We start from the raw sequence: 24137 nt of genomic DNA on the forward strand, positions 1-24137 counted from the left end.
CTGTCTCCTCGCCGGCTGCGGCCGTTCAGGTGGGTACGCGGCGGATCTGCGCACCGAGCTGGGCCAGCTTCTCCTCGATGCACTCGTAACCGCGGTCGATATGATAGATGCGGTCGACCAGGGTGTCGCCGTCGGCGACCAAACCGGCCAGTACCAGGCTGGCCGAGGCGCGCAGATCGGTAGCCATCACCGGCGCCGCGGTGAGGCGCTCGACGCCGCGGGTAATGGCGGTGTTGCCCTCCACCCGGACATCGGCCCCCATGCGCTGCATCTCCGAGATGTGCATGAAGCGGTTCTCGAACACCGTCTCGGTGACCGTGCCGGTGCCCTCGGCGATGGCGTTGAGCGCCGTGAACTGGGCCTGCATGTCGGTGGGGAAGGCCGGATAGGGCGCGGTGCGCAGATTGACCGCCCGGGGCCGGCGGCCCTCCATGTCCAGTTCGATCCAGTCCTCGCCGGTCTCGATCCGCGCCCCGGCCTCGCCGAGGGCCTGCAGCACCGCGTCCATGATGTCCGGGCGGGTATCCTTGAGCCGCACCTTGCCGCCGGTGATGGCGGCGGCCACCAGGTAGGTACCGGTCTCGATGCGGTCGGGCAGCACCCGGTACTGGACGCCACGCAGGCTGTCGACCCCCTGGATGCGGATGGTGTCGGTGCCCGCGCCCTCGATCCTCGCCCCCATGCTGTTGAGGAAATTCGCCAGGTCGACCACCTCGGGCTCGCGGGCGGCATTCTCGATCAGCGTCTCACCTTCGGCGAGGGTCGCGGCCATCATCAGGTTCTCGGTACCGGTCACGGTGACCATGTCCATCACCAGCCGGCTGCCATGCAGCCGGCTGGCGCGGGCCTTGATGTAGCCGTTCTCCACGCTAATCTCGGCGCCCATCGCGGCCAGCCCCTTGACGTGCAGGTTGACCGGACGCGAGCCGATGGCGCAGCCGCCGGGCAGGGAGACGTCGGCCCGGCCGTAGCGCGCCAGCAGCGGCCCCAGCACCAGGATCGAGGCGCGCATGGTCTTGACCAGTTCGTAGGGCGCCTGGAACTGGTGGATGGGGCGCGGGTCGACCTCGATGTTCATGCGCTCACCGACCACCAGCTCCACCCCCATGCGGCCGAGCAGCTCCATGGTGGTGGTCACGTCGTGCAGGTGAGGCACGTTGCCCACGGTGACCGTGCTGTCGGCGAGCAGGGTGGCGGCCAGGATCGGCAGCACCGCGTTCTTGGCGCCGGAGATGCGGATCTGGCCGCGAAGCGGGGCGCCGCCGCTGATGATCAGTCTGTCCACCGGACCTCCAGCTACTGGACGCGGCGCGCCCACTGCTCCGGCGTGTAGGTGTGCAGGGAGAGGGCGTGGATCTCGTTGCGGAAGCGGTCACCGAGGGCGGCGTAGACGCTCTGATGCTGCTTCACCATGCTCAGCTCCCGGAACGAGGCGCTAACCACGGTGGCATCGAAATGATCACCGTCGCCGGTCACCGTTACCTCGGCATCGGGCAGGGCGGCCTGGATCAGTTGCTTGATGTCTTCGGCTTGCATGCTGTCTCGCGGCTGTGTGGGGCTCCCGCCGCCGGGCGGCAGGGCATCGAAAAGAGGATCATGATAAAGGAAAACCGCCGGACTGGGCCAGCCCGCCGTGCGACCGGCCTCAGTCGCGCACCAGGGGCAGGATCTGGTCCAGGCTGCTGACCCGGGCGATGGCCAGCATCTGCCGCGGGGTGTTGAGGAAGCGCACCGGCTTGTCGTGGCGCCGGGCCTCGCGCATCCATTCCACCAGCAGGGCCAGCCCGGCACTGTCGGAACGTTCCACCCCGGAGAGGTCGATGTCGAGCCGCGGCGCGGCCTCGAACAGCGTCAGCGAGCTGCGCAGGAGAGCGGGAACGGTGGCGAAGCTGAGTTCGCCACGCACGGCGAAACGCCCCTCGCCCTGCAACTCGATGCGGGCCTCGCTCATGCCCCTGCCGCATCCCCCGGGCTGTGCTCTGCCGCCTTGCGGTTCATCTCCTCCAGCCGGGCGATCAGGCCGTCGAGGCCATGCTGGCGGATCTCGGCGGCGAAGGTGCTGCGGTAGTTGCTGACCAGGCTGATACCGTCGATGCTGATGTCGTCCACCTTCCAGCCGTTGGCGGCGAGATACATGCTGTAGTTGATGGGGATCGGCTGGCCACCGGGGCGCAGTACCTCGGTGCGCACCGTTACCCGGGTATCGTCGGGTGCCATGCGGAACGGCAGGTAACGGATGGTCTCGTCACGGTATTCGAGCAGCGCCGTGCCATAGGTGCGCACCAGCAGGTTGCGGAACGCCTCGACGAAGCGCTGGCGCTGCGCCGGCGTGGCCCGCCGCCAGTACTTGCCCAGCACCCAGCGCCCCATGCGCTCGAAATCGAAATGGGGCAGAACGATGTCCTCGACCAGGCCGTAGAGCCGCTCCGGCTCCCGGCGCAGCAGCTCACGCTCGGCACGCAGCACGGTAAGCATTCGGTCCGAGGTCTGCTTCACCAGTTGCAGCGGTGCCGGATCCTCCACGGCCAGCACGGCGCCAGTGGTCAGCAGCAGCCAGATCAGCAGCATCCAGCGACCGAGGCGGGCTATCACTTGCCTCCCTCCTGGGCCTTGCTGTAAAGGAACTGGCCGATGATCTGCTCCAGCACCAGGGCCGACTGGGTGAGGCGGATCTCGTCACCGTCCTTCAGCACCCGCTCCTCACCGCCCGGCTCCAGGCCGACATACTGCTCGCCAAGCAGCCCGGCGGTGAAGATCTGCGCCGAGGTATCGGCCGGAAAGTGATCGTACTTGCGGGCGATGGCCAGCCTGACCACGGCCTCGAAGGTGTCGTTGTCGAAATCGATGGCTGCCACCCGGCCGATGCGCACCCCGGCCACGGACACCGGGGAACGGACCTTGAGACCGCCGATGTTGTCGAAGCGCGCGGTCAGGGTATAGGTGTCCTTCTCGTCGGTGAAGCTGCTCAGGTTGCTGACCTTCATGGCCAGCACGAAGAGCGCGGCCAGCCCGGCGGCCACGAACAGGCCGACCATGATTTCCATTGTCTTGATCCGATCCATCCGCCAATACCCCTAAACTTCCCCGAACATCAGCGCCGTCAGCACGAAATCCAGCCCCAGCACCGCGAGGGCCGCATGCACCACGGTGCGCGTGGTGGCACGGCTCACCCCTTCCGAGGTGGGCACCGCATCGTAGCCCTCGAAGACCGCGATCCAGGTCACCACGAAACCGAACACCAGGCTCTTGATGACGCCATTATAAACATCCTCGTGAAGGTCGACCTTGGCCTGCATCTGCGACCAGAAGGCGCCATCGTCGACGCCGAGCAGGCCGACACCGACGAAGTAGCCGCCATAGACGCCGACCGCGCTGAACATGGCGGCCAGCAGTGGCATGGAGACGAAGCCGGCCAGGAAACGCGGCGCCACCACCCGCTTCACCGGATCGACGGCCATCATCTCCATCCCGGAGAGCTGCTCGGTGGCCTTCATCAGGCCGATCTCCGCGGTCAGCGCCGAACCGGCGCGGCCGGCGAACAGCAGCGCCGCCACCACCGGCCCCAGCTCGCGCACCAGCGACAGGGCAACCATCACGCCCAGCGACTCCTCGGCACCGAAATCGACCAGGGTGTTGTAGCCCTGCAGGCCCAGCACCATGCCCACGAACAGGCCGGAGACGAGGATGATCAGCAGCGACAGCACGCCGACGGCATACAGCTGCTGCACCACCAGCCGTGGCCGCGGCAGCAGCGAGGGCAGGCCGAGCAGCACATGCAGCAGGAACAGGTGTCCCCTGCCCAGGCGTTCGAAGAACGCCAGGCCGATCTGGCCCAGCCGCTGCAGGCCGCGGATCACGCGCCGCCCTCCCCCAGCAGATCGTCGAGATAGGGCGGCGCCCGGTAGTGGAAGGGCACCGGCCCATCGGGCAGGCCGTGCATGAACTGCATCACCCAGGGCGACTCGGACTGGTTGAGGGCCTCCGGCGTGCCGTGATCGACCACCTTGCCCTCGGACAGCACATAGATGTAGTCGGCGATGGCCGCGGTCTCCTGCACGTCGTGGGAGACCACGATGGAGGTCAGTCCGAGGGCGTCGTTGAGCAAGCGGATCAGCTGCACCAGGGCGCCCATGGAGATCGGGTCCTGGCCGGTGAAGGGCTCGTCGTACATGATCATCATCGGATCCAGGGCGATGGCACGGGCCAGCGCCACGCGCCGCGCCATCCCCCCCGACAGTTCGCTGGGCATCAGCCCGCGCGCGCCGCGCAGGCCCACCGCCTGCAGCTTCATCAGCACCAGGTCGCGGATCATGATCTCCGGCAGATCGGTGTGTTCGCGCAGCGGAAAGGCGACGTTGTCGTAGACGTTGAGATCGGTCAGCAGGGCGCCGCTCTGGAACAGCATGCCGATGCGCTGGCGCAGCCGGTAAAGCTCGCGGAGGCGCAGGCTCGGCACCTCCTCGCCGTCCACCCAGAGGCTGCCCGCATGCGGCTTGAGCTGGCCACCGATCAGCCGCAGCAGGGTGGTCTTGCCGGTGCCGCTCGGCCCCATGATGGCCGTCACCTTGCCGCGCGGAATGTCGAGATCGACGCCGTCGAAGATCCAGCGGCTGCCGCGCGCGAAACGCAGCCCACGCACCTTGACCAGCACATCCCCGGATGCATCCGTTTGTTGTTCCTTGTTCATTCCGTGTTCCTGAAGGACGGGCCGGCAAGCGAGACGCGTCAGAGAGGAGGCGCCAGTCTTCCCAAGCCGGGCGCCGCCGTCAACCGCTTCGTTGCGATTCAGACAGTGACTGTCACAAAAAAACGACACCGATCCAGGGTTTTCATCGGCAGCAGCGGCCCGCTCTTGATCCCGGGACACTTTGGGCCGGCCGGCCGGACGGGGTATGATGGCCGGCGTTTTTGACGAGATCTCCGGATGAGCAACGTCCTCCCCTTCAAACGGCCCAGCGCCAGCCAGCGCCACAAGGGCAACACCCTCTGCCGCCGCGGCTTCCACAAGTGGCAGGCGGAAAAAGCGACGCCGTTCGACGTCAAGTCCGGAAAGCTGGTCACCCGCTACCGCTGCGCGCGCTGCGGCGCCACCAAAGTCGATGCCCGCTGACGTCATGTTGCTGTCCCTCGGCGCCATCGGCGGCGGCTTCGCGCTGCTGGTCTGGGGGGCCGACCGCTTCGTGGTCGGTGCCGCCGCCCTGGCCCGCAACCTCGGCGTGTCGCCGCTGATCATCGGCCTGACCATTGTCGGCCTGGGCACCTCGGCACCCGAGATCCTGGTCTCCGCGGTCGCCGCCTGGGAGGGCAATCCGGGGCTGGCGATCGGCAACGCCCTCGGCTCCAACATCACCAACATCGCCCTGATCCTCGGCACCACGGCCCTGGTGGTGCCCCTGCAGGTCGGCTCCGCGACCCTCAGGCGCGAGCTGCCGGTGCTGCTGGGGGTGATGCTGCTCGGCCTGCTGCTGATCCTCGACCAACGGCTCGGCCGCGTCGACGGCCTGATCCTGCTCGGCGGGCTGGGACTGATGCTGCTGTGGATGACCCGCCTCGGCGTGAACAGCCGCCGCGAGCGGGCCGACCCCCTGGCAGAGGAATTCTCCGAGGAGATCCCCACCGACGTCGGCATGTCCGCGGCGCTGTTCTGGCTGCTGGTCGGCCTGCTGGTGCTGCTGTTCAGCTCGCGGCTGCTGGTCTGGGGAGCGGTCAACGTGGCCGAGGCCCTCGGCGTCTCCGACCTGATCATCGGCCTGACCATCGTCGCCCTGGGCACCAGCCTGCCGGAGCTGGCCGCCTCGGTGATGAGCGCCCTCAAGCAGGAACCGGACATCGCCATTGGCAACGTCATCGGCTCCAACCTGTTCAACCTGCTGGCGGTGTTCGGCCTGCCGGGACTGATCGCCCCCGGACCGGTCGCGCTGGAGGTGCTGCAGCGCGACTTCCCGGTGATGATCGGCCTGACCCTCGGCCTGTTCGTGATGGCCTACGGCTTCCGCGGGCCGGGCCGCATCAACCGGCCGGAGGGGGCCCTGCTGCTGCTCGGCTACCTGGGCTATCAGGCCTTGTTATACTTCTCCATCCACAACCCTACCGGCTGACCACGGGAATCGAACACCATGCAGGAACAATTCAAGGTACAGAACGTCAAGTGCGGCGGTTGCGCCAAGACCATCCAGGACGGGCTCGGCGGCCTGCCCGGCGTGGAAGGCGTCGAGGTCGAGGTCGACAGCGGCACAGTGACCGTCAGCGGCAACACGCTGGAGCGCGCCGCCCTGGCCGCCAAGCTGGCCGAGCTGGGGTATCCGGAAGCCTGATGGACGTCGCCAAGCTGCGCGAACTCGGCCTGGCGGTGATCCGCACCGAGGCCGCCGCCGTCAGTGCCCTGGCGGAACGCATCGACGAGCACTTCGTGCGCGCCTGCCGGTACATGCTCGACTGCCAGGGGCGGGTGGTGGTGCTCGGCATGGGCAAGTCCGGCCACATCGGCGGCAAGCTGGCGGCCACCCTGGCCAGCACCGGCACCCCGGCCTTCTTCGTCCATCCTGGCGAGGCCAGCCATGGCGACCTGGGGATGATCACCGGCAAGGACGTGGTGCTGGCCCTGTCCAATTCCGGCGAGACCAGCGAGCTGCTCACCATCCTGCCGATCATCAAGCGCCTCGGCGTGCCGCTGATCGCCATGACCGGCAAGCCGGATTCCACCCTGGCGCGGGCGGCGGAGGTCAACATCGACGTCGGCGTGGAGAGGGAGGCCTGCCCGCTGGGCCTGGCCCCCACCTCCAGCACCACCGCCGCCCTGGTGATGGGCGACGCCCTGGCCATCGCCTTGCTCGAGGCACGCGGCTTCACCGCCAAGGACTTCGCCCTCTCCCACCCGGGCGGCAGCCTCGGCCGGCGCTTGCTGCTGCACATCGACGACATCATGCATACCGGCGACCAGGTCCCCTGCGTCGGCGAACAGGCCTCTCTCGCCGAGGCCCTGCACGAGATGACCCGCAAGGGGCTGGGCATGACCGCGGTGCTGGATGCCGAGGGCCGGGTCAGCGGCATCTTCACCGATGGCGACCTGCGCCGCGCGGTGGACCGCAACGTCGACCTGCACGCCACCACCCTGGCCGAGCTGATGACCCGCAACGCCAAGACCGCCTCGCCCGGGATGCTCGCCGCCGAGGCCCTGGCAGTGATGGAGGCCAACAAGATCAACGGCCTGCTGGTGGTGGACGACGACGGCCGGCTGCTCGGCGCCCTCGGCATGCACGACCTGCTGCGCGCCGGCGTGGTCTGAGCCCTTTTGCGCGCGGACCGCTTTGCGGCGAAAATGGCGTCCCATCCCCCACCCCACCCGAGAGGTAAGGCATCCATGCAAGACATCCTGGCCAAGGCCGCCCGCATCCAGCTGGTCGTCTTCGACGTCGACGGCGTGCTCACCGACGGCTCGCTGTTCTACGGTGACGACGGCCAGGAATACAAGGCCTTCAATTCGCGCGACGGCCACGGCATGAAGATGCTGAAGAAGCATGGCGTCGAGATCGGCATCATCACCGGCCGCACCTCTCAGGTGGTCGAGCACCGGGTCCGCAACCTGGGCATCGAGCACGTCTACCAGGGGCAGCTGGACAAGCGGCCGGCCTTCGAGGAGCTGATCGCCACCCTCGGCCTGGAGCCGGCCCAGGCCGCCTATGTCGGCGACGACGTCGTCGACCTGCCGATCATGACCCGCGCCGGCCTGGCCATCGCCGTGCAGGATGCCCACCCCTTCGTCAAGCGCCACGCCCACTGGATCACCCCCAGCGGCGGCGGCCGTGGTGCGGCACGCGAGGTCTGCGAACTGCTGATGGAGGCCCGCGGCGTGCTCGACGCCGAGCTGGAAAGCTACCTTTGATCCCGGCCCGCAATGCCCTGCAGCTCGGCCTGCTGAGCGCCGCCGCCCTGCTCAGCTGGTGGATCTACCAGCAGGCCAGCCGCCCGCCCCAGCAAGCCGCGGGGGACGAGCGGCATGTCCCGGACGCCTTCATGGAAGACTTCACCGCCAGCACCCTGGACGCCGAGGGCCGGCTGCAGCACCGGCTGTGGGCCGAGCGCTCGGTGCACTATGCCGATGACGACAGCAGCGAACTGAGCCGGCCAAGGCTGGAACTCTATCGCCCGGACGGCCCGCCCTGGCGGGTCCGCTCCCGGCAGGGCTGGCTGTCCGGCGGCGGCCGCGAGGTGCGGCTCGATGGCCAGGTGGTGATCCGCCGCGCCGCCCCGCCCGGCGGACGGCCGGTCGAGGCCCGCACCGAGCGGCTGCTGCTGTGGCCGGAACGCGACTATGCCGAGAGCCCGGTCGCGGTCAGCTATCTCACCACCGGTCTGCGGGTCGAGGCGGTCGGCATGCGTGCCTATCTCGACCAGGAGCGGTTAGAATTGCTGTCCCGGGTCCGGGCCCGCTATCAGCCAGGAAAACGCACACCATGACCAGCCTTCTCCGCCACGCCTTGCCCGCCCTCCTCGGCCTGCTGCCGCTCGCTGCCGTCGCCCTGAGCAGCGACCGCCAGCAGCCGATGTACGTCGAGGCGGACAGCGCCGAGATCAACGACCAGACCGGGATCAGCATCTACCGCGGCCATGTGCGCATCACCCAGGGCACGCTGGAGATCAACGCCCGCCAGGTCACCCTCTACAGCCGCGACGGCGAGGTGCGGAAGGCCGTCGCCGTGGGCAAGCCGGCCACCTACCGCCAGCTGCCGGACGGCAAGACCGAGCCGGTGCGGGCCGAGGCCCTGCGCATGGAATACCTGCCGCCGGAAGACCGCCTGCTGCTGTTCGAGCAGGCCCGGGTCTGGCAGAACGGCGACGACTTCCGCAGCGAACGCATCGTCTACGACATCGGCCTCGACCAGGTCAACGCCGGCGCTGGCAACGGCGACCGGGTGCGCATCACCATCCAGCCACGCGCCAAGCCCTGACCGCGGATGGCCACCCTCCAGGCAACGGAACTCGTCAAGCGTTTCCCGGCGCGACGCGTGGTGGACGGCGTCTCGCTCAGCGTCGACAGCGGCGAGGTGGTCGGTCTGCTCGGCCCCAACGGTGCCGGCAAGACCACCTGCTTCTACCTGATCGTCGGCCTGCTGGCCTGCGACGGCGGCCGGATCCGGCTCGACGAACACGACCTGACCAGCGCCCCGATGCACGTCCGCGCACGCCGCGGCCTCGGCTACCTGCCCCAGGAACCCTCGGTGTTCCGCAAGCTGAACGTGCGCCAGAACATCCTCGCCATCCTCGAACTGCGCCGCGACCTCGACCACCGCCAGCGCCAGCTGCGGCTGGACGAACTGCTCGACGAGCTGCACATCGCCCATCTCGCCGAGCAGCCCGGGATCAGCCTCTCCGGCGGCGAGCGGCGGCGGGTGGAGATCGCCCGCGCCCTGGCCACCGAGCCACGCTTCATCCTTCTCGACGAGCCCTTCGCCGGCGTCGACCCCATCTCGGTGGGCGACATCCGCAGCATCGTCCAGCACCTCTGCGACCGCGACATCGGGGTGCTGATCACCGACCACAACGTGCGTGAGACTTTAGGAATCTGCGATCGGGCCTATATTCTCAATGAGGGGCGGGTGATCGCCGCCGGCGAGCCGGCCGAGATTCTCGTCGACCCCCATGTGCGGGAGGTCTACCTGGGCCAGGACTTCCGCATGTGAGCCCCCCAGAAAAGACTGGCACAGTAAATGCTTAGGGAGTAAATTAGAACTCGGCCACGGTCCCCCGTGCAATCCGGACAGCTATGAAACAATCACTTCATCTCCGCATCGGCCAGCATCTGACGATGACGCCGCAGCTGCAGCAGGCCATCCGTCTGCTGCAGCTGTCGACCATCGAGTTGCAGATGGAAATCCAGCAGGCGCTGGAATCCAACCTGATGCTGGAGACCGCCGAGGCGGACACCAGCGAGGCACCCGCCGAGAGTGACAGCGGCGACCAATCGGAAACGGCCGAGGCCGAGGTGGCGGCGGCCGAGACCAGCGACCCCGCCGAGACCGAGATCGCCGCCAGCACCGAGGCGGAAGCCGACTTCTCCAACGGCGACGACAACATCCCGGAGGAACTGGCCGTAGACAGCGGCTGGGACGACATCTACGACTCCGGCGCCACCAGCTTCAGTGCCGGCGCGGAAGGCGACGACCGCGACTTCTTCGAGACCCATAACGCCGACAACCAGACCCTCCACGACCACCTGATCTGGCAGATGGAGCTGACCCCGTTCAGCGAGACCGACCAGGCCATCGCCGCCGCCATCATCGACGCCATCAACGAGGACGGTTACCTGAGTCTGCCCCTGGAGGAGATCCAGCAGGGCTTGCAGCAGAGCCTGCCGGAGATCGAGCTGGACGAGATGGAGGCCGTGCTGCACCGCATCCAGCAGTTCGATCCGATCGGCGTCGGCGCGCGCGATCCCGGCGAGTGCCTGCAGATCCAGCTGCGGCAGCTGGATCCGGAGACCCCCTGGCGCAACGAGGCCCTGCGCCTGGTGGATGCGCATCTGGACCTGCTTGGCAACCGCGACTTCAACCAGCTGATGCGGCGCCTGAAGCTGACCCAGGACGAGCTGCGCAAGGTCGTGGAGCTGATCCAGTCGATGAACCCGCGGCCCGGCTCGCAGATTGCCGGCAACACCGCGCAGTACATCGTCCCCGACGTCTTCGTCACCCGCCACAACGGCATCTGGCGAGTGGAACTCAACCCCGAGGCGGCGCCCCGGCTGCGCATCAACGCCCAGTACGCCAGTCTGGTGAAGCGTGCCGACAACAGCGCCGACAACAACTACCTGCGCAACCACCTGCAGGAGGCGCGCTGGTTCCTGAAGAGCCTGCAGAGCCGCAACGAGACCTTGCTCAAGGTGGCGCGCTGTATCGTCGACCGCCAGCGCGCCTTCTTCGACTACGGCGAGGAGGCGATGAAACCGCTGGTGCTGCGCGATGTCGCCGAAACGGTGGACATGCACGAGTCGACCATCTCCCGGGTCACCACCCAGAAATACATGCACACCCCCCGCGGCATCTACGAATTCAAGTACTTCTTCTCCAGTCACGTCGGTACCGCCGACGGTGGGGAATGCTCGGCGACCGCGATCCGCGCCATGATCAAGTAACTGGTCGGTGCCGAGGATCCGGGCAAGCCGCTGAGCGACAGCAAGATTGCCGAACTGCTCGCCGAGCAGGGCATCAAGGTCGCGCGCCGGACCATTGCCAAGTACCGGGAGGCGATGGCCATCCCTCCCTCCAACGAGCGCAAGCGCCTGGCCTGACGGGACATCCATGAACACACATCGCATCTGTACAGAGGAGTGGCGACATGCAAATCATCCTTACCGGACATCACGTTGATATCACCGACCCGCTGCGTGACTACGTCACCAGCAAGATGGAACGGCTGGAACGCCATTTCGATCACGTCACCGATACCCACGTCGTCCTGAGTGTGGAGAAGAACCGCCATACCGCCGAGGCCACCATGCACATCAGCGGTGGCAACCTGTTCGCCGACAACACCGAAGAGGACATGTATGCCGCCATCGACGGCCTGGTCGACAAACTCGACCGGCAGGTGAAGAAGCACAAGGAGAAGATCAAGGACCACCATCGCAACGAAGGCACGACGCTCAAGAACCAGAGCGTCTAGCGAGCCATCGGGTGTAACACCGCCATGAACCTGGCCGAGCTCATACAACCGGAACGCGTGCGCTGCGGCATCGAGACCAGCAGCAAGAAGCGGGCCCTGGAACGGCTCAGCGAGCTGCTGGCCAGCATCGCGCCGGACATCACGGCGGAAGAGATCTTCGAGAGCCTGATCGGCCGGGAACGGCTGGGCAGCACCGGGCTGGGGCATGGCGTCGCCATCCCCCACGGCCGGCTGGAGAATCTCAGGCAGCCGGCCGCGGCCTTCATCACCCTCAAGCGGGGCGTCGATTTCGATGCCCCGGACAACCAGCCGGTCGACCTGTTGTTCGCCCTGCTGGTGCCGGCCGAATCGACCCAGGACCACCTGGATCTGCTGGCCCAGCTGGCCCAGATGTTCAGCGACGCGCAGTTTCGCCAGCAACTGCGCGAGTGCTCGAACAACGAGGACCTGCAACAGAGACTTGCCCACTGGCGGCCACATCGCGCCTCGGCATGAATGCCACACTCACCGTCGCCGGCCTGTTCGAGGCGCTCAGGGACAAGCTTGAGCTGAGCTGGCTCGCCGGGCGTGAGGGTGGCGAGCGGGAGATCCTGTTCCGGCCCAACGACGATCCGGGCTCCAGCTCCCTGGTCGGCCATCTGAACTTCATCCACACCCATCGCATCCAGGTGCTGGGCAGCATCGAGCTGGCCTACCTGGACGGCCTCGATCCGGACTACCGGCGCGAGGCCATCAATATGCTGTTCTCGGGCCAGACCGACATGGTACTGGTCTCCGAGGGGCTGGATGTGCCGGAGGACATCCAGCAGCACGCCCGGGAGGCGAAGACGCCGCTGTTCCGCTCCACCCTGCCCAGCCACGAACTGATCAGTCACCTGCAGCACTTCTACGCCCACAGCTACTCGGAACGGATCATCCTGCACGGCGTGTACATGGAGGTCATGGGCATCGGGGTGCTGATCACCGGCGAGGCCTCGATCGGCAAGAGCGAGCTGGCCCTGGAACTGGTCAGCCGCGGCCAGCGGCTGATCGCCGACGACACCCCGGAGTTCGCGCGGGTCGCGCCGGACCTGGTCAGCGGCTCCTGTCCCTCGCTGCTGCGCGACTTCCTCGAGGTCCGCGGCCTGGGCATCCTCAACATCCGCGCCATGTTCGGCGACAGCGCCATCAAGCGCAGCAAGTACCTGCGGCTGATCATCCATCTCGCCAAGTTCAGCGATCAGGAGCTGAACCGCATCGACCGGCTCAAGGGCAGCCAGGACACCCACAACGTGCTCGGCGTCGAGATTCCGCGCGTCACCCTGCCGGTGGCCCCCGGTCGCAACCTGGCGGTGCTGGTCGAGGCGGCGGCCCGCAACCACATCCTGCGCATCCGCGGCTATGATGCCGGCGAGGCATTCATGGAACGTCAACACCGCCACATCGAACAGGACCAGTGATGCAGCTGGTCATCGTCAGCGGACTGTCCGGCTCCGGCAAGAGTGTGGCCCTGCACACCCTGGAGGACCTCGGCTATTACTGTGTCGACAATCTGCCGCTGGGCCTGCTCGAGCCCCTCGCCCGCCAGCTCACCAGCGCCCTGCATCCCAGCCAGCAGCGCGCCGCGGTGGGCATCGACGCGCGTAACCACCCGGAAGACCTGCAGCGCTTCCATGACATCCTGCAGCAGCTGGCCGAGCAGGACATCACTATCAACATCATCTTCCTCCAGGCCGACGACGCCACCCTGCTCAAGCGCTTCAGCGAGACCCGCCGCCGCCATCCGCTGAGTAGTGACGAGACCTCGCTGGCCGATGCCATCCACCGGGAACGCGACCTGCTGGAACCGATCTCGGCCAGCGCCGCCCTGCATATCGACACCACCCACACCAACATCCACCAGCTCCGCGACCTGATCCAGGAACGGGTCGCCGGCGAATCCGCCGCCAAGCTGTCGCTACTGTTCAAGTCCTTCGGCTTCAAGCATGGCGTGCCGGTGGATGCCGATTTCGTGTTCGACCTACGCTGCCTGCCCAATCCCCACTGGCAGAACAACCTGCGGCCGCTCACCGGCCGTGACCCTGCGGTGGCCGAGTTCCTCGCCGGCCAGCCCGGGGTGGAGCGCATGTTCGAGCAGATCAGCCGGTTTCTCGATGAATGGATCCCGCAGTTCGAGAAGGAGAAGCGCCGTTACCTGACCGTCGCCCTGGGTTGCACCGGCGGCCAGCACCGTTCGGTCTACCTGGCGGAACGGCTGGGCAAGCACTTCAGCAGCCGCTATCCTTCGGTACTGGTCAGGCACCGGGAACTGTCATGAGCATCGGCCTCCTCATCATCACCCATGGCCGCATCGGCGACGACCTGCTGCATACCGCGACCCAGATGCTCGGCCTCTGCCCGCTGGCCACCCGCACCCTGCCGGTCGGCTTCGATTGCGACCCGGACCTCACCCTGCAGGAGGCGATACAGGCGGTCCAGGCACTGGACGACGGCGAGGGGGTGCTGGTGCTGACCGACATGTACGGTTCGACCCCCAGCAACATCGCCAACCGCATCCACTGCCATGCGGCGGTGGCCGTGGTGGCCGGCATCAACCTGCCGATGCTGGTCCGGGTGCTCAACTATCCGCGGCTCAGCCTGGAAGACATGGTCGAGAAGGCACTCAGCGGCGGCCGCGACGGGGTGGTGCTCTGCTGTCCACCGGCGGGCCACGACTGAGGAGCGGAAGGAAAGGCGGCAGAGCACGCCAGGAACGACGATGCAACAGAAAGACATCACCATCATCAACAAGCTTGGACTGCATGCCCGTGCGGCCGCCAAGTTCGTCACCCTCGCCTCGCAGTTCGAGAGCGAGGTCCAGGTGACGCGCAACGGCCAGCAGGTCAACGGCAAGAGCATCATGGGGATCATGATGCTCGCCGCCTCGCAGGGCAGCACCATCAGCATCACGACCAACGGCCCGGACGAGGCCGAGGCACTCGAACAACTACAACAACTGATCGAGGACCGCTTCCAGGAAGCGGAATAGGGACCGCCGCTGCGTGCGGGGCGCATGCCCCCGCGCCCCTCCCCACGCGGTTCCTGGGCCGGCGCGAAGCCAGCCGGCCGGGGGATGGAGGACGAGGAAGGCCATGAGCGTACAGATCACCGGTATCGGCGTCTCCCGCGGCATCGCCATCGGCAGGGCCCACATCCTGCAGCGTGGCGAGCTGGAGGTGCTGGAGTATGCCATACCGGACCAGTACCTCGACCAGGAGATCGCCCGTTTCCGCCGGGCCCTGGACGCTGCCCGCAGCCAGCTGCGCGCCATCCGCAACCGTATCCCGGCCGGCACCCGGGCCGACATCGTCGAGTTCATCGACACCCATCTGCTGATGCTCGAGGACTCGACCCTGACCGTGGCCCCCGAGCACCTGATCGCCAAGCAGCGCATCAATGCCGAGTGGGCACTGAAACTGCAGCGCGACGCGCTGGTGGCGGTGTTCGAGGAGATGGACGACGCCTATCTGCGCACCCGCAAGGACGACATCGACCACGTCGTCACCCGCATCCAGCGCATCCTGCTGCACGACGAGGACGACCACGAGCAGACGGCGGACATGCGCCTGGCCGGCAGCATCCTGCTGGCCGACGAGCTGACTCCCGCCGACGCGGTACTGATGCAGCATCAGGGGATCAGCGCCTTCGTCACCGAATACGGCGGCCCCCTGTCGCATACCGCGATCATCGCCCGCAGCCTGCGCATCCCGGCACTGGTCGGCATGCACAACGTGCGCCGCTACATCCGCGACAACGAGCTGATCATCGTCGACGGCCAGCGCGGGGTACTGATCGCCGGTCCCGACCAGGCGATGCTCGACTACTACCGCCAGCGCCAGCAGGAGGAAATCCGCTACCGCAGCGAGCTGGGTCGACTCAAGGGGCGTCCGGCACGCAGCCGCGACCAGGTAGCCATCGACCTGCTAGGCAACATCGAGCTGCCTGAGGACGTGGCGGCGATCAAGGAGGTGGGTGCCGCCGGCGTCGGCCTGTATCGCACCGAGTTCCTGTACATGAACCGCGACGATCTGCCGGACGAGGAGGAACAGCTGGAGACCTACGCCCGGGTGATCCGCGAGCTGGGCGGACTGCCGCTGACCATCCGCACCCTGGATCTGGGCGCCGACAAACACCTCGACGACACGGAACGCACCTGCACCAACCCGGCCCTCGGCCTGCGCGCGGTGCGTCTCTGCCTGCGCGACCCCTCGCTGTTCCGCCCCCAGCTGCGCGCCATCCTCCGCGCCGCCGCCCTGGGTCCGGTGCGGATGATGCTCCCCATGCTCTCCAGCAGTCACGAACTGCAGCAGGTTCAGGCCCTGCTGCACGAGGTGCGCAACGAGCTGGCCGCCCAGGGCCTGGCCTTCGACCCGGCGATGCCAGTCGGCGGCATGATCGAAGTACCGGCGGCGGCCCTGACGGCGGACTTCTTCGCCCACCACCTGGACTTCCTGTCCATCGGCACCAACGACCTGGTGCAGTACACCCTGGCCATCGACCGCATCGACGACGAGGTCAACTACCTCTACGATCCGGTCCACCCGGCGGTGCTGGAGCTGATCCACCGCGTCATCCACGCCGGCCAGCGCGCCTCCACGCCGGTGTCGATGTGCGGCGAGATGGCCGGCGATCCCCTCTACACCCCGCTGCTGCTCGGCCTCGGCCTGCGCCAGTTCAGCATGCAGGCCTCCTCGCTGCTGGAAGTCAAGGACGTCATCAACCGCAGCGACACCCGCGAGCTGCAACCCCTGGCCGAACGCCTGCTGCAATGCTATGAACCGGAGCAACGCCAAGCGCTGCTGCACGAACTGCTCCGCTCCTAGCCCGGCGGATACCAGGGCCTGTTAAACCACGCCAATCGCGGCCTGGAGGCCGCTCCTACCAGGGTGCCGCATGCCCCGTAGGAGCGGTCGCCAGGCCGCGATCCCCGGCAGGTCCAGCCACGCCATCATCCGGGATCCTGATGCATGGCTGCCCAGCTCCCAGCTCCCAGCTCCCAGCTCCTACCTTCTGACTTCTGACTTCTGACTTCTGACTTCTGACTTCTGACTTCTGACTTCTGACTTCTGACTTCTGACTTCTGACTTCTGACTCCTGACTTCTGGATTCTGGATTCTGACTCCTGGCTTCTGCCTTCCCCACCCTGTTAAACTGCACCCGGACCGGAGCCGCCGATTCCGGCCGCACGGGATCTGCGCATGACCGATACAGCCACCGACCAGAACGCCACCCAGCAACGCCTCAAGACCCTGTCCGACGCACTGGCCTCCGGTGCCGCCGGGCAGGTGCGGCGCCTGATCCACAACCTGCATCCGGCCGAGATCGCCCATCTGCTGGAATCCCTGCCCAAGGGGCCGCGCATCATCCTCTGGGAACTGGTCGACCCCGAGGACCGCGGCGAGATCCTGCTGCACGTCAACGACGAGGTGCGCTCCGGCCTGATCGACGAGATGGAGACCGGCGAGCTGGTGGCCGCCACCGAAGGTCTGGACACCGACGACCTGGCCGACCTGCTACAGGACCTGCCCGGCACCGTGATCCACGAGGTGCTGCGCTCCATGGACCTGCAGAACAGGCATCGCCTGGAGGCCGTGCTCTCCTATCCGGAGGACACCGCCGGCGGCCTGATGAACCTCGACACGGTGACGGTGCGCGCCGACGTGTCGCTGGACGTGGTGTTGCGCTACCTGCGCCTTCGCGGCAGCATCCCGGACCTCACCGACAGCCTGATGGTGGTCGACCGCTACGACAAGTACCTCGGCCTGCTGCCACTCTCCACCCTGCTCACCCAGGATCCCGACCTCAGCGTGGCCGAGGTCATGGAGCGCGACATCGAGGGCATCCCCGCCGACATGCCGGCGGTGGAAGTCGCCAAGCTGTTCGAGGACCGCGACCTGGTATCCGCCCCGGTGGTGGACGAGAACGGCAAGCTGCTCGGCCGCATCACCATCGACGACGTGGTGGACGTGATTCGCGACGAGGCCGATCACAACATCATGAGCATGGCCGGCCTCGACGAGGAGGACGACATCTTCGCCCCGGTGGTACCCAGTGCCCGCCGCCGGGCGCTGTGGCTGGGCATCAACCTGCTCACTGCCTTCGTCGCCTCCTGGGTGATCGGCCGCTTCGAGAGCACCCTGGAGCAGGTGGTGGCGCTGGCGGTGCTGATGCCGATCGTCGCCAGCATGGGCGGCATCGCCGGCAGCCAGACCCTGACCATCGTCATCCGCGGTCTGGCGCTCGGCCAGATCGGCAAGTCCAACGCCCGCTGGCTGATGTACAAGGAACTGGCGGTCGGGATGCTGAACGGCATCCTCTGGGCCCTGGTGGTGGCCTTCATCGCCATGGCCTGGTTCCAGAACAGCAACATCGGCATGGTCATTGGGGCCGCGCTGATCATCAACCTGATCATCGCCGCCCTGGCCGGCTTCAGCATCCCCCTGCTGCTGCGCCGCCTGGGCATCGACCCCGCCCTGGCCGGCAGCGTACTGTTGACCACGGTCACCGACGTGGTCGGCTTCATGACCTTCCTCGGCCTGGGGACGCTGTATCTGCTCTAGCCCGCATATTGCATCAGGCCCCCGGATGATGGCGTGGCTGGACCCGCCGGGGATCGCGGCCTGGAGGCCGCTCCTACGGGGCATGGCGCCACCCTGGCAGGAGCGGCCTCCAGGCCGCGATTGGCGCGCTGTCAACAGGCCCAGGCTGTCGGATTCAGGCAAGCGTAGCGAGTGGCGGGAGAGCGTGCACAAATTTTCACGATTTCGAGGCACAGAGTGGGCCTGCGCAACAAGGAATCGGGGGAGATTCGGGCCGCCCTCCCATCAGCGCAGTAGATGGGTCCTGAGTCCGACAGACTCCTAGCCCGCCTATTGCATCAGGACCCGGATGATGGCGTGGCTGGACCCGCCGGGGATCGCGGCCTGGAGACCGCTCCTACGGGGCATGGCGGCACCCTGGCAGGAGCGGCCTCCAGGCCGCGATTGGCGCGGTGTTGACAGGCCCCGGGAATCTGTTGGGTTTAGCCCGGATATTGCACCAAGGATTCGCCCTGAAACTCGAATCCTTGGTGCAATATCCGGGCTAGGGGGCGCTGAAGTCTGACCGCAGGCTGCCGACAACAGGGATGGCTAGCCACGAGAGGGACGCCGCATGTACATCCAGCGCCATGGACCATCCTGTCTAACCCTGCTGACCCTGGGCCTGCTGCTGCCGTTCACCACCCAGGCCTCGACCGGCATCCAGCCGCTCGACTTCACCGGCCACTGGGCCGGCTGGCTGGCGGTCGGCATCTTCGTCGCCGCCTATGCCCTGGTGATCGCCGAGGAGGCCATCCACCTGCGCAAGTCGAAACCGGTGATCGTCGCCGCCGGCCTGATCTGGCTGATCGTCGCCCTGCTCTACCAGCAGCAGGGCGACACCCACAGCGCGGAGCAGGCCGTACGCCACAACCTGTTGGAGTTTGCCGAGCTGTTTCTGTTCCTGCTCGCGGCGATGACCTACATCAACACCATGGACGAGCGCGGCGTGTTCGAGGCCCTCCGCGCCTGGCTGATCTCGCGCGGCTTCTCGCTACGGGCCATCTTCTGGGTCACCGGCCTGCTGGCCTTCTTCATCTCGCCGGTGGCCGACAACCTGACCACCGCCCTGCTGATGGCCACCGTGGTGATGGCGGTCGGCGGCAGCAATCACGCCTTCGTCGCCACCGCCTGCATCAACATTGTAGTAGCCGCCAACGCCGGCGGCGCATTCAGCCCCTTTGGCGACATCACCACACTGATGGTCTGGCAGAAGGGGCTGGTCGACTTTGGCCAGTTCTTCGCCCTGTTCGTCCCTTCGCTGGTCAACTGGCTGGTGCCGGCGGTGATCCTCGGTCTCACCGTCCCTGCCTCGCCCCCCGAACAGACCGAGGCGAGCGCAGCACTGCAATACGGCGCCTGGGTGGTGGTCGGCCTGTTCCTGCTGACCATCACCATGGCGGTGTCGGCCCACAACTTCCTGCACCTGCCACCGGTGCTGGGCATGATGACCGGCCTCGGCCTGCTCAAGCTGTACAGCTACTATCTGAAGCGGCGCAGCGACTTCCCGCTCACGCCTGAAGAGAGCGATTTCGCCGACACCGCTTTCGCCGACGATGGCGTCGAGGGCGAAGCAGCCCGGCGGATGACCCCCTTCAACGTCTTCAAGGCACTGGAACGCGCCGAGTGGGACACCCTGATGTTCTTCTACGGCATCATCCTCTGTGTCGGCGGCCTCGGCACTCTCGGCTATCTGGCGATCGGCTCGCAGCTGATGTACGGCGACCTGGGCGCCACCCAGGCCAACATCCTGGTCGGCCTCCTCTCGGCCATCGTCGACAACATCCCGGTAATGTTCGCGGTGCTGGCCATGCAGCCCGACATGAGTCTCGGCAACTGGCTGCTGGTGACACTCACCGCCGGCGTCGGCGGCTCGCTGCTGTCCATCGGCTCCGCCGCCGGGGTCGCGGTGATGGGCCAGGCGCGCGGCATCTACACCTTCTTCGCCCACCTCAAGTGGAGCTGGGCCATCGCCCTCGGCTATGCCGCCAGCATCGGCATTCATTTCCTGATCAACGGCGAGAGCTTCAAGCAGGCGATTGGCTAGAAGCTAGAAGCTAGAAGCTAGAAGCTGGAAGCTGGGAGCTGGGAGCTGGGAGCTGGGAGCTGGGAGTCTCAAGTCAGGCGGGCGATGCCCACCCTACCAGCTCCTGGCTTCCAGCTTCCTGCTTCTGGCTTCTCCCCTACTCGGCCTCGACGGCGAGCTCCACCTCGGGGACGATGCGCAGCACCTGCTCCAGCAGCGGCAGGTCGAGGCGTGCCTGATCCTGGAAACGTCCGGCGTAACCGTCCGCCTCCCGGCCCGCCTCATAGCAGCTCTGGCCGCGAAGATCGAGCAGCACCACCGGCATGCCCGCCTCTCGGAACACGTGGTTGCGCTTGACGAAGAAAGGCTCGCAGAAGTTGGCCACCAACGCCCCCACCCCTCGGGCGCGGAAATGCTGCAGCAGCTCGCTGAGGTGATCGTGGTTGCAAACGCTGTGCACCTCCAGCCCGTGGCGCTGCGCCAGGCGGAAGGCGTCCCCCACCTCGCAGGCACCGCACTGCTTGCAGCCGTCCATGCCACGGAAGTTGCAGCTGGTGGACTTGGCACAGTAGGGCAAGAGCATGACCTCGGCCCGTTGCAGGATGTCGATGGCGCTGAGATCGGTCTCGGCGCCGATCACCCGTAGTCGGTTGGCCTGTTCCGGGCTCAGGCCGAGCAGCCGGCGTTCATCGAAGTGACCCAGCGCCAGGGCGATCACCTGCCAGAGATCCTCGGCCCCCAGGCCCGGCATGTCCAGTTCGGACCGACGGCAGCAGGCCAGCAGCCGCTCGCGCAGTTCACGCACCGGCGCACCGAGCAGCTCGGCCGCGAGCTGGCCGAGGAAGCTGACCGGCTGCAGGTAGAGGTCACCCCCGAGGCGCAGGCCCGCCACCCGCTCGCAGCCCTCGTCCAGGGCCAGCCGGCAGTAGAGCATGCCACCCGCCGTCTTCCAGCGCGCCTCGGCATAACCGCTGGCTGGCACCAGGGGGGCAGCACCCGGGTCGATGAGCACCGGGTAGTTGAGCCCTTCCGGCAGCGGCGGCGGATTGCGGGCGTAGCGGCGCAGGTCGGCATAGACCGTCTTGCTCGGCGGCCGGGTACGCAGCCCGAAGCCGGCCAGCAGGGCACTGGTAAGCCGTTTGCGCAACACCATCAGCGAGGGGACGCGGTCCAGATGGGCACGCAGGGTGGTGACACGCTCCCGCGCCACCTGGGGTCGACCCGCATCCGGTCCCTCGGCCGCGAAACGCAGCGTCCGGGCCAGCCGCTCGGGATCAGCATCGACGAACAGGAAGCCCTGGATCAGGTAGGAACGGCGGAAACGGGCCACGAACACGCTGGCGATCTTCCGCCCATCGACCTCGATGTCGTTGGGGCCGCAGAAGCGGGCGGCAAGGCCCAGATCGCGCAGCGCCTCGACCACCGACCGCCCCGCCACCTCCAGCAGCTCCGCCTCGGTCGTTTCCTTCCAGCGCGGGGTGCGGCGCAGAAACAGCGACCAGGCGAGCTGCCGCGAATCGACGTAGAGCGCCCCGCCGCCGGTCAGCCGGCGCACGGCCTGGATCCGCTGCTCGCGCACATAGTCCAGGTTCAGCTCGGTCTCTGGCCACTGGTGCAGGCCGATCCAGGCGCTCTCCCCGCTGCGGAAGAAGCGCAGCAGGTTGGGACGCAGGCTGCGCGCATGTTCGGCCAGCCAGTGTCGGTCGATGGTGATGTTGTTGGCCGCCGACCCCAGGCCGGTGTCGACCACCATGATCTCAGCATTCGGCATCGTTGCCCCCCGCCGCACAATAACCATAGATTAGAAAGTTCTAATCCTAAGTCTTTGTCCGGGGGACGGAATGACCCAGATCAATTCTGCCGCTGGCAGTTTTCTTCAGTCGCCGGCCAGGGTCAGGGGGGCGAGCAGCACCGAACCGGTGCGAATGCTGCCACGGGTATCGATATCGCTGCCGATCGCGACCAGATCGCGGAACATATCCCGCAGATTGCCGGCCACCGTGATCTCCTCCACCGGGTACTGGAGTTCACCGTCCTCCACCCAGAAGCCGGCGGCACCGCGCGAATAGTCGCCGGTGACGATGTTCACGCCCTGCCCCATCAGCTCGGTCACCAGCAGGCCGCTGCTCATCTGGCGCAGCAGGGCCGCCTGGTCACCGGCCGTGGGGTCGATGCTCAGGTTGTGCACCCCGCCGGCATTGCCCGTGGTCTCCATGCCCAGCTTACAGGCCGAATAGCTGTCCAGCACATAGCCTTGGAGGATACCATCGCGCACCAGGTCGCGGGGCGCGGTGGCCACGCCCTCGCTGTCGAAGGGGGCGCTGCCAAGGGCCCGCGGCAGATGGGGCTGTTCGTGGATGTGCACGAAATCCGGGAACACCGGCTGACCGAGGCAGTCGAGCAGGAAGCTGGAGCGGCGGTACAGGTTGCCGCCGCGGATGGCGCTGACGAAACTGCGGAACAGGCCGCCGGCCAGCTCGGCGCTGAACAGCACCGGTGCCTGGCGGGTCGAGAGCTTGCGCGCGCCGAGCCGGCGCAGGGTACGCTCGGCAGCGGTACGGCCGACCGCCTCGGGTGGCTCCAGGTCCTCGCGGGCCCGCGCCACCGTGTACCAGTAGTCGCGCTGCATCTGACCGTCCTGCTCGGCGATCACCGAGCAGCTGATGCTGTGCCGGCTGCTGGGATAGCCGCCGATGAAGCCGTGGCTGTTGCCGTAGACCCGCAGTCCGGCATGGCTGGCCAGGGTCGCCCCCTCGGAGTTGCTGATCCGGGGATCCTGGCCGCGCGCGGCATCCTCGCAGATACGGGCCAGCTCGATGGCCCGGTCGGCGTCGATATCCCAGGGATGGTAGAGATCGAGATCGGGGGTCTCCCGCGCCATGCGCTCCGCCGGGGCCAGGCCGGCGCAGCTATCCTCGCTGGTATAGCGGGCGATGTCGCAGGCCGCCGCCACCGTCTCGCGGATCGCCTGGGGCGAGAGGTCCGAGCTGCTGGCCGAGCCCTTGCGCCGGCCGAAGTAGACAGTCACCCCGAGCCCCCGGTCGCGGTGGTATTCCAGGGTCTCCACCTCGCCCAGGCGCACCGTCACCGACAGGCCGAGATCCATGTTGACCCCGGCCTCGGCGGCGCTGGCCCCGGCCCGGCGCGCCTCGTCCAGCACCTGGGCCACCACCTTCTCCACCGCTGCGGCGTCGGGCAGGCCCGCCGCGTCGTGCTGTAATTGCCGATCCTGTTCTGTCATCATCGCCTCTGTCTGTTGTGTGTTGCCTGTCCGCCGCTCCAGCTGCTAGGGTCTGTCAACAGACCCTAGTCTCGCCGCCATGCCGAACGAAGAGCACAGCACCGCCCCCGCGGAACATCAGCCCCCCAGCAAGTCCCAGCGCAAGCGGGACAGCCAGGCGCTGCGCGCCCTGGGCGAGACCCTGGTCGGGCTGCCCGAGTCGCGACTGGCACAGATCGAGCTGCCCGAGACGCTGCGCGAGGCCGTGGACCTGGCGCGGCGCATCAAGGCCCACGGTGGCCGCAAGCGCCAGCTGCAGTACATCGGCAAGCTGCTGCGCGGCATGGACGCGGCGCCCATCCAGGCCGCGCTGGAGGCCATGCGCCAGCAGGATGCCCGCGCCAGCCGTCGCTTCCACCAGCTCGAGGCACTGCGGGAGCGGCTGATCGAGGACGGCGATGCGGCCCTCGGCGCCCTGTTCGAATCCTACCCCCAGGCCGACCGCCAGCACCTGCGCCAGCTGATCCGTCAGGCCCAGCGCGACCGGGGCGCCGACAAGAGCCGCGGTCCGCGCGCCCTGTTCCGCTACCTGCGGGAACTGGACGAGGCGGTGGCCTCCGGCCCCGACGACGCCTGA

Annotated in this window: 27 protein-coding genes and 1 pseudogene; 19 read left to right on the forward strand and 9 right to left on the reverse strand. The window is 67.3% G+C overall.

The features are described 5' to 3' along the window. Positions 1-25 precede the first annotated feature (25 nt). The 7 genes from murA to QVG61_RS10110 all read right to left on the reverse strand — a co-directional run bounded on the left by murA (position 26) and on the right by QVG61_RS10110 (position 4687). Entirely contained in the window at positions 26-1285 is a 1260-nt protein-coding gene (gene murA / locus QVG61_RS10080; protein ID WP_289930506.1) for a UDP-N-acetylglucosamine 1-carboxyvinyltransferase, read from the reverse strand. Between the two features lie 11 nt (positions 1286-1296). After that, on the reverse strand, positions 1297-1536 hold the full coding sequence (locus QVG61_RS10085; protein ID WP_289930507.1) for a BolA family protein: 240 nt from the start codon (positions 1534-1536) through the stop codon (positions 1297-1299). Positions 1537-1645: 109 nt separating this feature from the next. Continuing rightward, the gene (locus QVG61_RS10090) at positions 1646-1951 is read right to left on the reverse strand and encodes an STAS domain-containing protein (protein ID WP_289930508.1); all 306 of its coding nucleotides are present in this window, start codon (positions 1949-1951) and stop codon (positions 1646-1648) included. Next, positions 1948-2592 carry an ABC transporter substrate-binding protein gene (locus tag QVG61_RS10095; protein WP_289930509.1) on the reverse strand — a complete coding sequence of 215 codons (645 nt, stop codon included), beginning with the start codon at positions 2590-2592 and terminating at the stop codon, positions 1948-1950. Before QVG61_RS10095 ends, QVG61_RS10090 begins: the two co-directional genes overlap by 4 nt. Next, positions 2589-3062, reverse strand: coding sequence for an outer membrane lipid asymmetry maintenance protein MlaD (gene mlaD, locus QVG61_RS10100; protein WP_289930510.1), 474 nt, complete (start codon positions 3060-3062; stop codon positions 2589-2591). The genes QVG61_RS10095 and mlaD overlap by 4 nt, the downstream gene beginning before the upstream one ends. 12 nt (positions 3063-3074) lie before the next feature. Next, positions 3075-3857, reverse strand: coding sequence for a lipid asymmetry maintenance ABC transporter permease subunit MlaE (gene mlaE, locus QVG61_RS10105; RefSeq protein WP_289930511.1), 783 nt, complete (start codon positions 3855-3857; stop codon positions 3075-3077). Beyond that, positions 3854-4687, reverse strand: coding sequence for an ATP-binding cassette domain-containing protein (locus tag QVG61_RS10110; RefSeq protein ID WP_289930512.1), 834 nt, complete (start codon positions 4685-4687; stop codon positions 3854-3856). The genes mlaE and QVG61_RS10110 overlap by 4 nt, the downstream gene beginning before the upstream one ends. A gap of 237 nt (positions 4688-4924) precedes the next feature. Here QVG61_RS10110 and QVG61_RS10115 point away from each other — a divergent pair, with 237 nt between their 5' ends. From QVG61_RS10115 to nhaD, 18 genes and pseudogenes are all read left to right on the forward strand, one after another. Continuing rightward, positions 4925-5110, forward strand: a complete 186-nt coding sequence (locus QVG61_RS10115; RefSeq protein WP_289930513.1) for a hypothetical protein — start codon at positions 4925-4927, stop codon at positions 5108-5110. A 4-nt stretch (positions 5111-5114) separates the two neighbouring features. Continuing rightward, on the forward strand, positions 5115-6098 hold the full coding sequence (locus QVG61_RS10120) for a calcium/sodium antiporter (protein WP_289930514.1): 984 nt from the start codon (positions 5115-5117) through the stop codon (positions 6096-6098). A gap of 18 nt (positions 6099-6116) precedes the next feature. Continuing rightward, on the forward strand, positions 6117-6314 hold the full coding sequence (locus QVG61_RS10125) for a heavy-metal-associated domain-containing protein (protein ID WP_289930515.1): 198 nt from the start codon (positions 6117-6119) through the stop codon (positions 6312-6314). Then, positions 6314-7285 carry a KpsF/GutQ family sugar-phosphate isomerase gene (locus QVG61_RS10130; protein ID WP_289930516.1) on the forward strand — a complete coding sequence of 324 codons (972 nt, stop codon included), beginning with the start codon at positions 6314-6316 and terminating at the stop codon, positions 7283-7285. The genes QVG61_RS10125 and QVG61_RS10130 overlap by 1 nt, the downstream gene beginning before the upstream one ends. A gap of 75 nt (positions 7286-7360) precedes the next feature. Then, entirely contained in the window at positions 7361-7882 is a 522-nt protein-coding gene (gene kdsC, locus QVG61_RS10135; RefSeq protein WP_289930517.1) for a 3-deoxy-manno-octulosonate-8-phosphatase KdsC, read from the forward strand. Next, a complete protein-coding gene (gene lptC / locus QVG61_RS10140) occupies positions 7879-8457 on the forward strand; it encodes an LPS export ABC transporter periplasmic protein LptC (protein WP_289930518.1) in 579 nt (192 codons plus the stop codon). The genes kdsC and lptC overlap by 4 nt, the downstream gene beginning before the upstream one ends. Beyond that, positions 8454-8948 (forward strand): lipopolysaccharide transport periplasmic protein LptA, encoded by a 495-nt coding sequence (lptA, locus tag QVG61_RS10145; RefSeq protein ID WP_289930519.1) that lies wholly within the window; start codon positions 8454-8456, stop codon positions 8946-8948. The genes lptC and lptA overlap by 4 nt, the downstream gene beginning before the upstream one ends. A gap of 6 nt (positions 8949-8954) precedes the next feature. Then, positions 8955-9680, forward strand: coding sequence for an LPS export ABC transporter ATP-binding protein (lptB, locus tag QVG61_RS10150; protein ID WP_289930520.1), 726 nt, complete (start codon positions 8955-8957; stop codon positions 9678-9680). A gap of 83 nt (positions 9681-9763) precedes the next feature. Then, positions 9764-11284: pseudogene (locus QVG61_RS10155) on the forward strand (RNA polymerase factor sigma-54). 47 nt (positions 11285-11331) lie between these two features. Then, the gene (raiA, locus tag QVG61_RS10160; RefSeq protein ID WP_289930521.1) at positions 11332-11658 is read left to right on the forward strand and encodes a ribosome-associated translation inhibitor RaiA; all 327 of its coding nucleotides are present in this window, start codon (positions 11332-11334) and stop codon (positions 11656-11658) included. A 24-nt stretch (positions 11659-11682) separates the two neighbouring features. Next, a complete protein-coding gene (gene ptsN / locus QVG61_RS10165) occupies positions 11683-12153 on the forward strand; it encodes a PTS IIA-like nitrogen regulatory protein PtsN (protein WP_289930522.1) in 471 nt (156 codons plus the stop codon). Beyond that, positions 12150-13097, forward strand: coding sequence for an HPr(Ser) kinase/phosphatase (gene hprK, locus QVG61_RS10170; RefSeq protein ID WP_289930523.1), 948 nt, complete (start codon positions 12150-12152; stop codon positions 13095-13097). Before ptsN ends, hprK begins: the two co-directional genes overlap by 4 nt. Then, positions 13097-13954 (forward strand): RNase adapter RapZ, encoded by an 858-nt coding sequence (gene rapZ / locus QVG61_RS10175; protein ID WP_289930524.1) that lies wholly within the window; start codon positions 13097-13099, stop codon positions 13952-13954. The genes hprK and rapZ overlap by 1 nt, the downstream gene beginning before the upstream one ends. After that, the gene (locus QVG61_RS10180) at positions 13951-14355 is read left to right on the forward strand and encodes a PTS fructose transporter subunit IIA (RefSeq protein WP_289930525.1); all 405 of its coding nucleotides are present in this window, start codon (positions 13951-13953) and stop codon (positions 14353-14355) included. Before rapZ ends, QVG61_RS10180 begins: the two co-directional genes overlap by 4 nt. 40 nt (positions 14356-14395) lie before the next feature. Further along, positions 14396-14665, forward strand: a complete 270-nt coding sequence (locus QVG61_RS10185) for an HPr family phosphocarrier protein (protein ID WP_289930526.1) — start codon at positions 14396-14398, stop codon at positions 14663-14665. 103 nt (positions 14666-14768) lie between these two features. After that, positions 14769-16499 (forward strand): phosphoenolpyruvate--protein phosphotransferase, encoded by a 1731-nt coding sequence (ptsP, locus tag QVG61_RS10190; RefSeq protein WP_289930527.1) that lies wholly within the window; start codon positions 14769-14771, stop codon positions 16497-16499. Positions 16500-16874: 375 nt separating this feature from the next. Further along, on the forward strand, positions 16875-18236 hold the full coding sequence (gene mgtE, locus QVG61_RS10195) for a magnesium transporter (RefSeq protein ID WP_289930528.1): 1362 nt from the start codon (positions 16875-16877) through the stop codon (positions 18234-18236). A 592-nt stretch (positions 18237-18828) separates the two neighbouring features. Further along, positions 18829-20301, forward strand: coding sequence for a sodium:proton antiporter NhaD (nhaD, locus tag QVG61_RS10200; RefSeq protein WP_289930529.1), 1473 nt, complete (start codon positions 18829-18831; stop codon positions 20299-20301). Positions 20302-20437: 136 nt separating this feature from the next. On the opposite strand, the gene QVG61_RS10205 is transcribed toward nhaD, so the two are convergent. Together QVG61_RS10205 and pmbA are read right to left on the reverse strand one after the other, a co-directional pair. Then, a complete protein-coding gene (locus QVG61_RS10205) occupies positions 20438-22051 on the reverse strand; it encodes a DUF116 domain-containing protein (RefSeq protein WP_289930530.1) in 1614 nt (537 codons plus the stop codon). Between the two features lie 105 nt (positions 22052-22156). Next, on the reverse strand, positions 22157-23521 hold the full coding sequence (gene pmbA / locus QVG61_RS10210; protein WP_289932766.1) for a metalloprotease PmbA: 1365 nt from the start codon (positions 23519-23521) through the stop codon (positions 22157-22159). A 79-nt stretch (positions 23522-23600) separates the two neighbouring features. On the opposite strand from pmbA, the gene yjgA reads away from it, so the two are divergent. Further along, positions 23601-24137, forward strand: coding sequence for a ribosome biogenesis factor YjgA (gene yjgA / locus QVG61_RS10215; RefSeq protein WP_289930531.1), 537 nt, complete (start codon positions 23601-23603; stop codon positions 24135-24137).

This window comes from Thiohalobacter sp. IOR34, assembly GCF_030406045.1.
GTDB lineage: Bacteria > Pseudomonadota > Gammaproteobacteria > Thiohalobacterales > Thiohalobacteraceae.

What these genes read in the sequence shown, in the direction of transcription:
- QVG61_RS10085 (WP_289930507.1), bottom strand. Translation starts at nt 1,536, where the DNA reads ATGCAAGCCGAAGACATCAAGCAACTGATCCAGGCCGCCCTGCCCGAT.
- QVG61_RS10090 (WP_289930508.1), bottom strand. Translation starts at nt 1,951, where the DNA reads ATGAGCGAGGCCCGCATCGAGTTGCAGGGCGAGGGGCGTTTCGCCGTG.
- mlaD (WP_289930510.1), bottom strand. Translation starts at nt 3,062, where the DNA reads ATGGATCGGATCAAGACAATGGAAATCATGGTCGGCCTGTTCGTGGCC.
- QVG61_RS10110 (WP_289930512.1), bottom strand. Translation starts at nt 4,687, where the DNA reads ATGAACAAGGAACAACAAACGGATGCATCCGGGGATGTGCTGGTCAAG.
- QVG61_RS10115 (WP_289930513.1), top strand. Translation starts at nt 4,925, where the DNA reads ATGAGCAACGTCCTCCCCTTCAAACGGCCCAGCGCCAGCCAGCGCCAC.
- QVG61_RS10120 (WP_289930514.1), top strand. Translation starts at nt 5,115, where the DNA reads ATGTTGCTGTCCCTCGGCGCCATCGGCGGCGGCTTCGCGCTGCTGGTC.
- QVG61_RS10125 (WP_289930515.1), top strand. Translation starts at nt 6,117, where the DNA reads ATGCAGGAACAATTCAAGGTACAGAACGTCAAGTGCGGCGGTTGCGCC.
- QVG61_RS10130 (WP_289930516.1), top strand. Translation starts at nt 6,314, where the DNA reads ATGGACGTCGCCAAGCTGCGCGAACTCGGCCTGGCGGTGATCCGCACC.
- kdsC (WP_289930517.1), top strand. Translation starts at nt 7,361, where the DNA reads ATGCAAGACATCCTGGCCAAGGCCGCCCGCATCCAGCTGGTCGTCTTC.
- lptA (WP_289930519.1), top strand. Translation starts at nt 8,454, where the DNA reads ATGACCAGCCTTCTCCGCCACGCCTTGCCCGCCCTCCTCGGCCTGCTG.
- lptB (WP_289930520.1), top strand. Translation starts at nt 8,955, where the DNA reads ATGGCCACCCTCCAGGCAACGGAACTCGTCAAGCGTTTCCCGGCGCGA.
- raiA (WP_289930521.1), top strand. Translation starts at nt 11,332, where the DNA reads ATGCAAATCATCCTTACCGGACATCACGTTGATATCACCGACCCGCTG.
- ptsN (WP_289930522.1), top strand. Translation starts at nt 11,683, where the DNA reads ATGAACCTGGCCGAGCTCATACAACCGGAACGCGTGCGCTGCGGCATC.
- hprK (WP_289930523.1), top strand. Translation starts at nt 12,150, where the DNA reads ATGAATGCCACACTCACCGTCGCCGGCCTGTTCGAGGCGCTCAGGGAC.
- rapZ (WP_289930524.1), top strand. Translation starts at nt 13,097, where the DNA reads ATGCAGCTGGTCATCGTCAGCGGACTGTCCGGCTCCGGCAAGAGTGTG.
- QVG61_RS10180 (WP_289930525.1), top strand. Translation starts at nt 13,951, where the DNA reads ATGAGCATCGGCCTCCTCATCATCACCCATGGCCGCATCGGCGACGAC.
- QVG61_RS10185 (WP_289930526.1), top strand. Translation starts at nt 14,396, where the DNA reads ATGCAACAGAAAGACATCACCATCATCAACAAGCTTGGACTGCATGCC.
- ptsP (WP_289930527.1), top strand. Translation starts at nt 14,769, where the DNA reads ATGAGCGTACAGATCACCGGTATCGGCGTCTCCCGCGGCATCGCCATC.
- mgtE (WP_289930528.1), top strand. Translation starts at nt 16,875, where the DNA reads ATGACCGATACAGCCACCGACCAGAACGCCACCCAGCAACGCCTCAAG.
- nhaD (WP_289930529.1), top strand. Translation starts at nt 18,829, where the DNA reads ATGTACATCCAGCGCCATGGACCATCCTGTCTAACCCTGCTGACCCTG.
- QVG61_RS10205 (WP_289930530.1), bottom strand. Translation starts at nt 22,051, where the DNA reads ATGCCGAATGCTGAGATCATGGTGGTCGACACCGGCCTGGGGTCGGCG.
- pmbA (WP_289932766.1), bottom strand. Translation starts at nt 23,521, where the DNA reads ATGACAGAACAGGATCGGCAATTACAGCACGACGCGGCGGGCCTGCCC.
- yjgA (WP_289930531.1), top strand. Translation starts at nt 23,601, where the DNA reads ATGCCGAACGAAGAGCACAGCACCGCCCCCGCGGAACATCAGCCCCCC.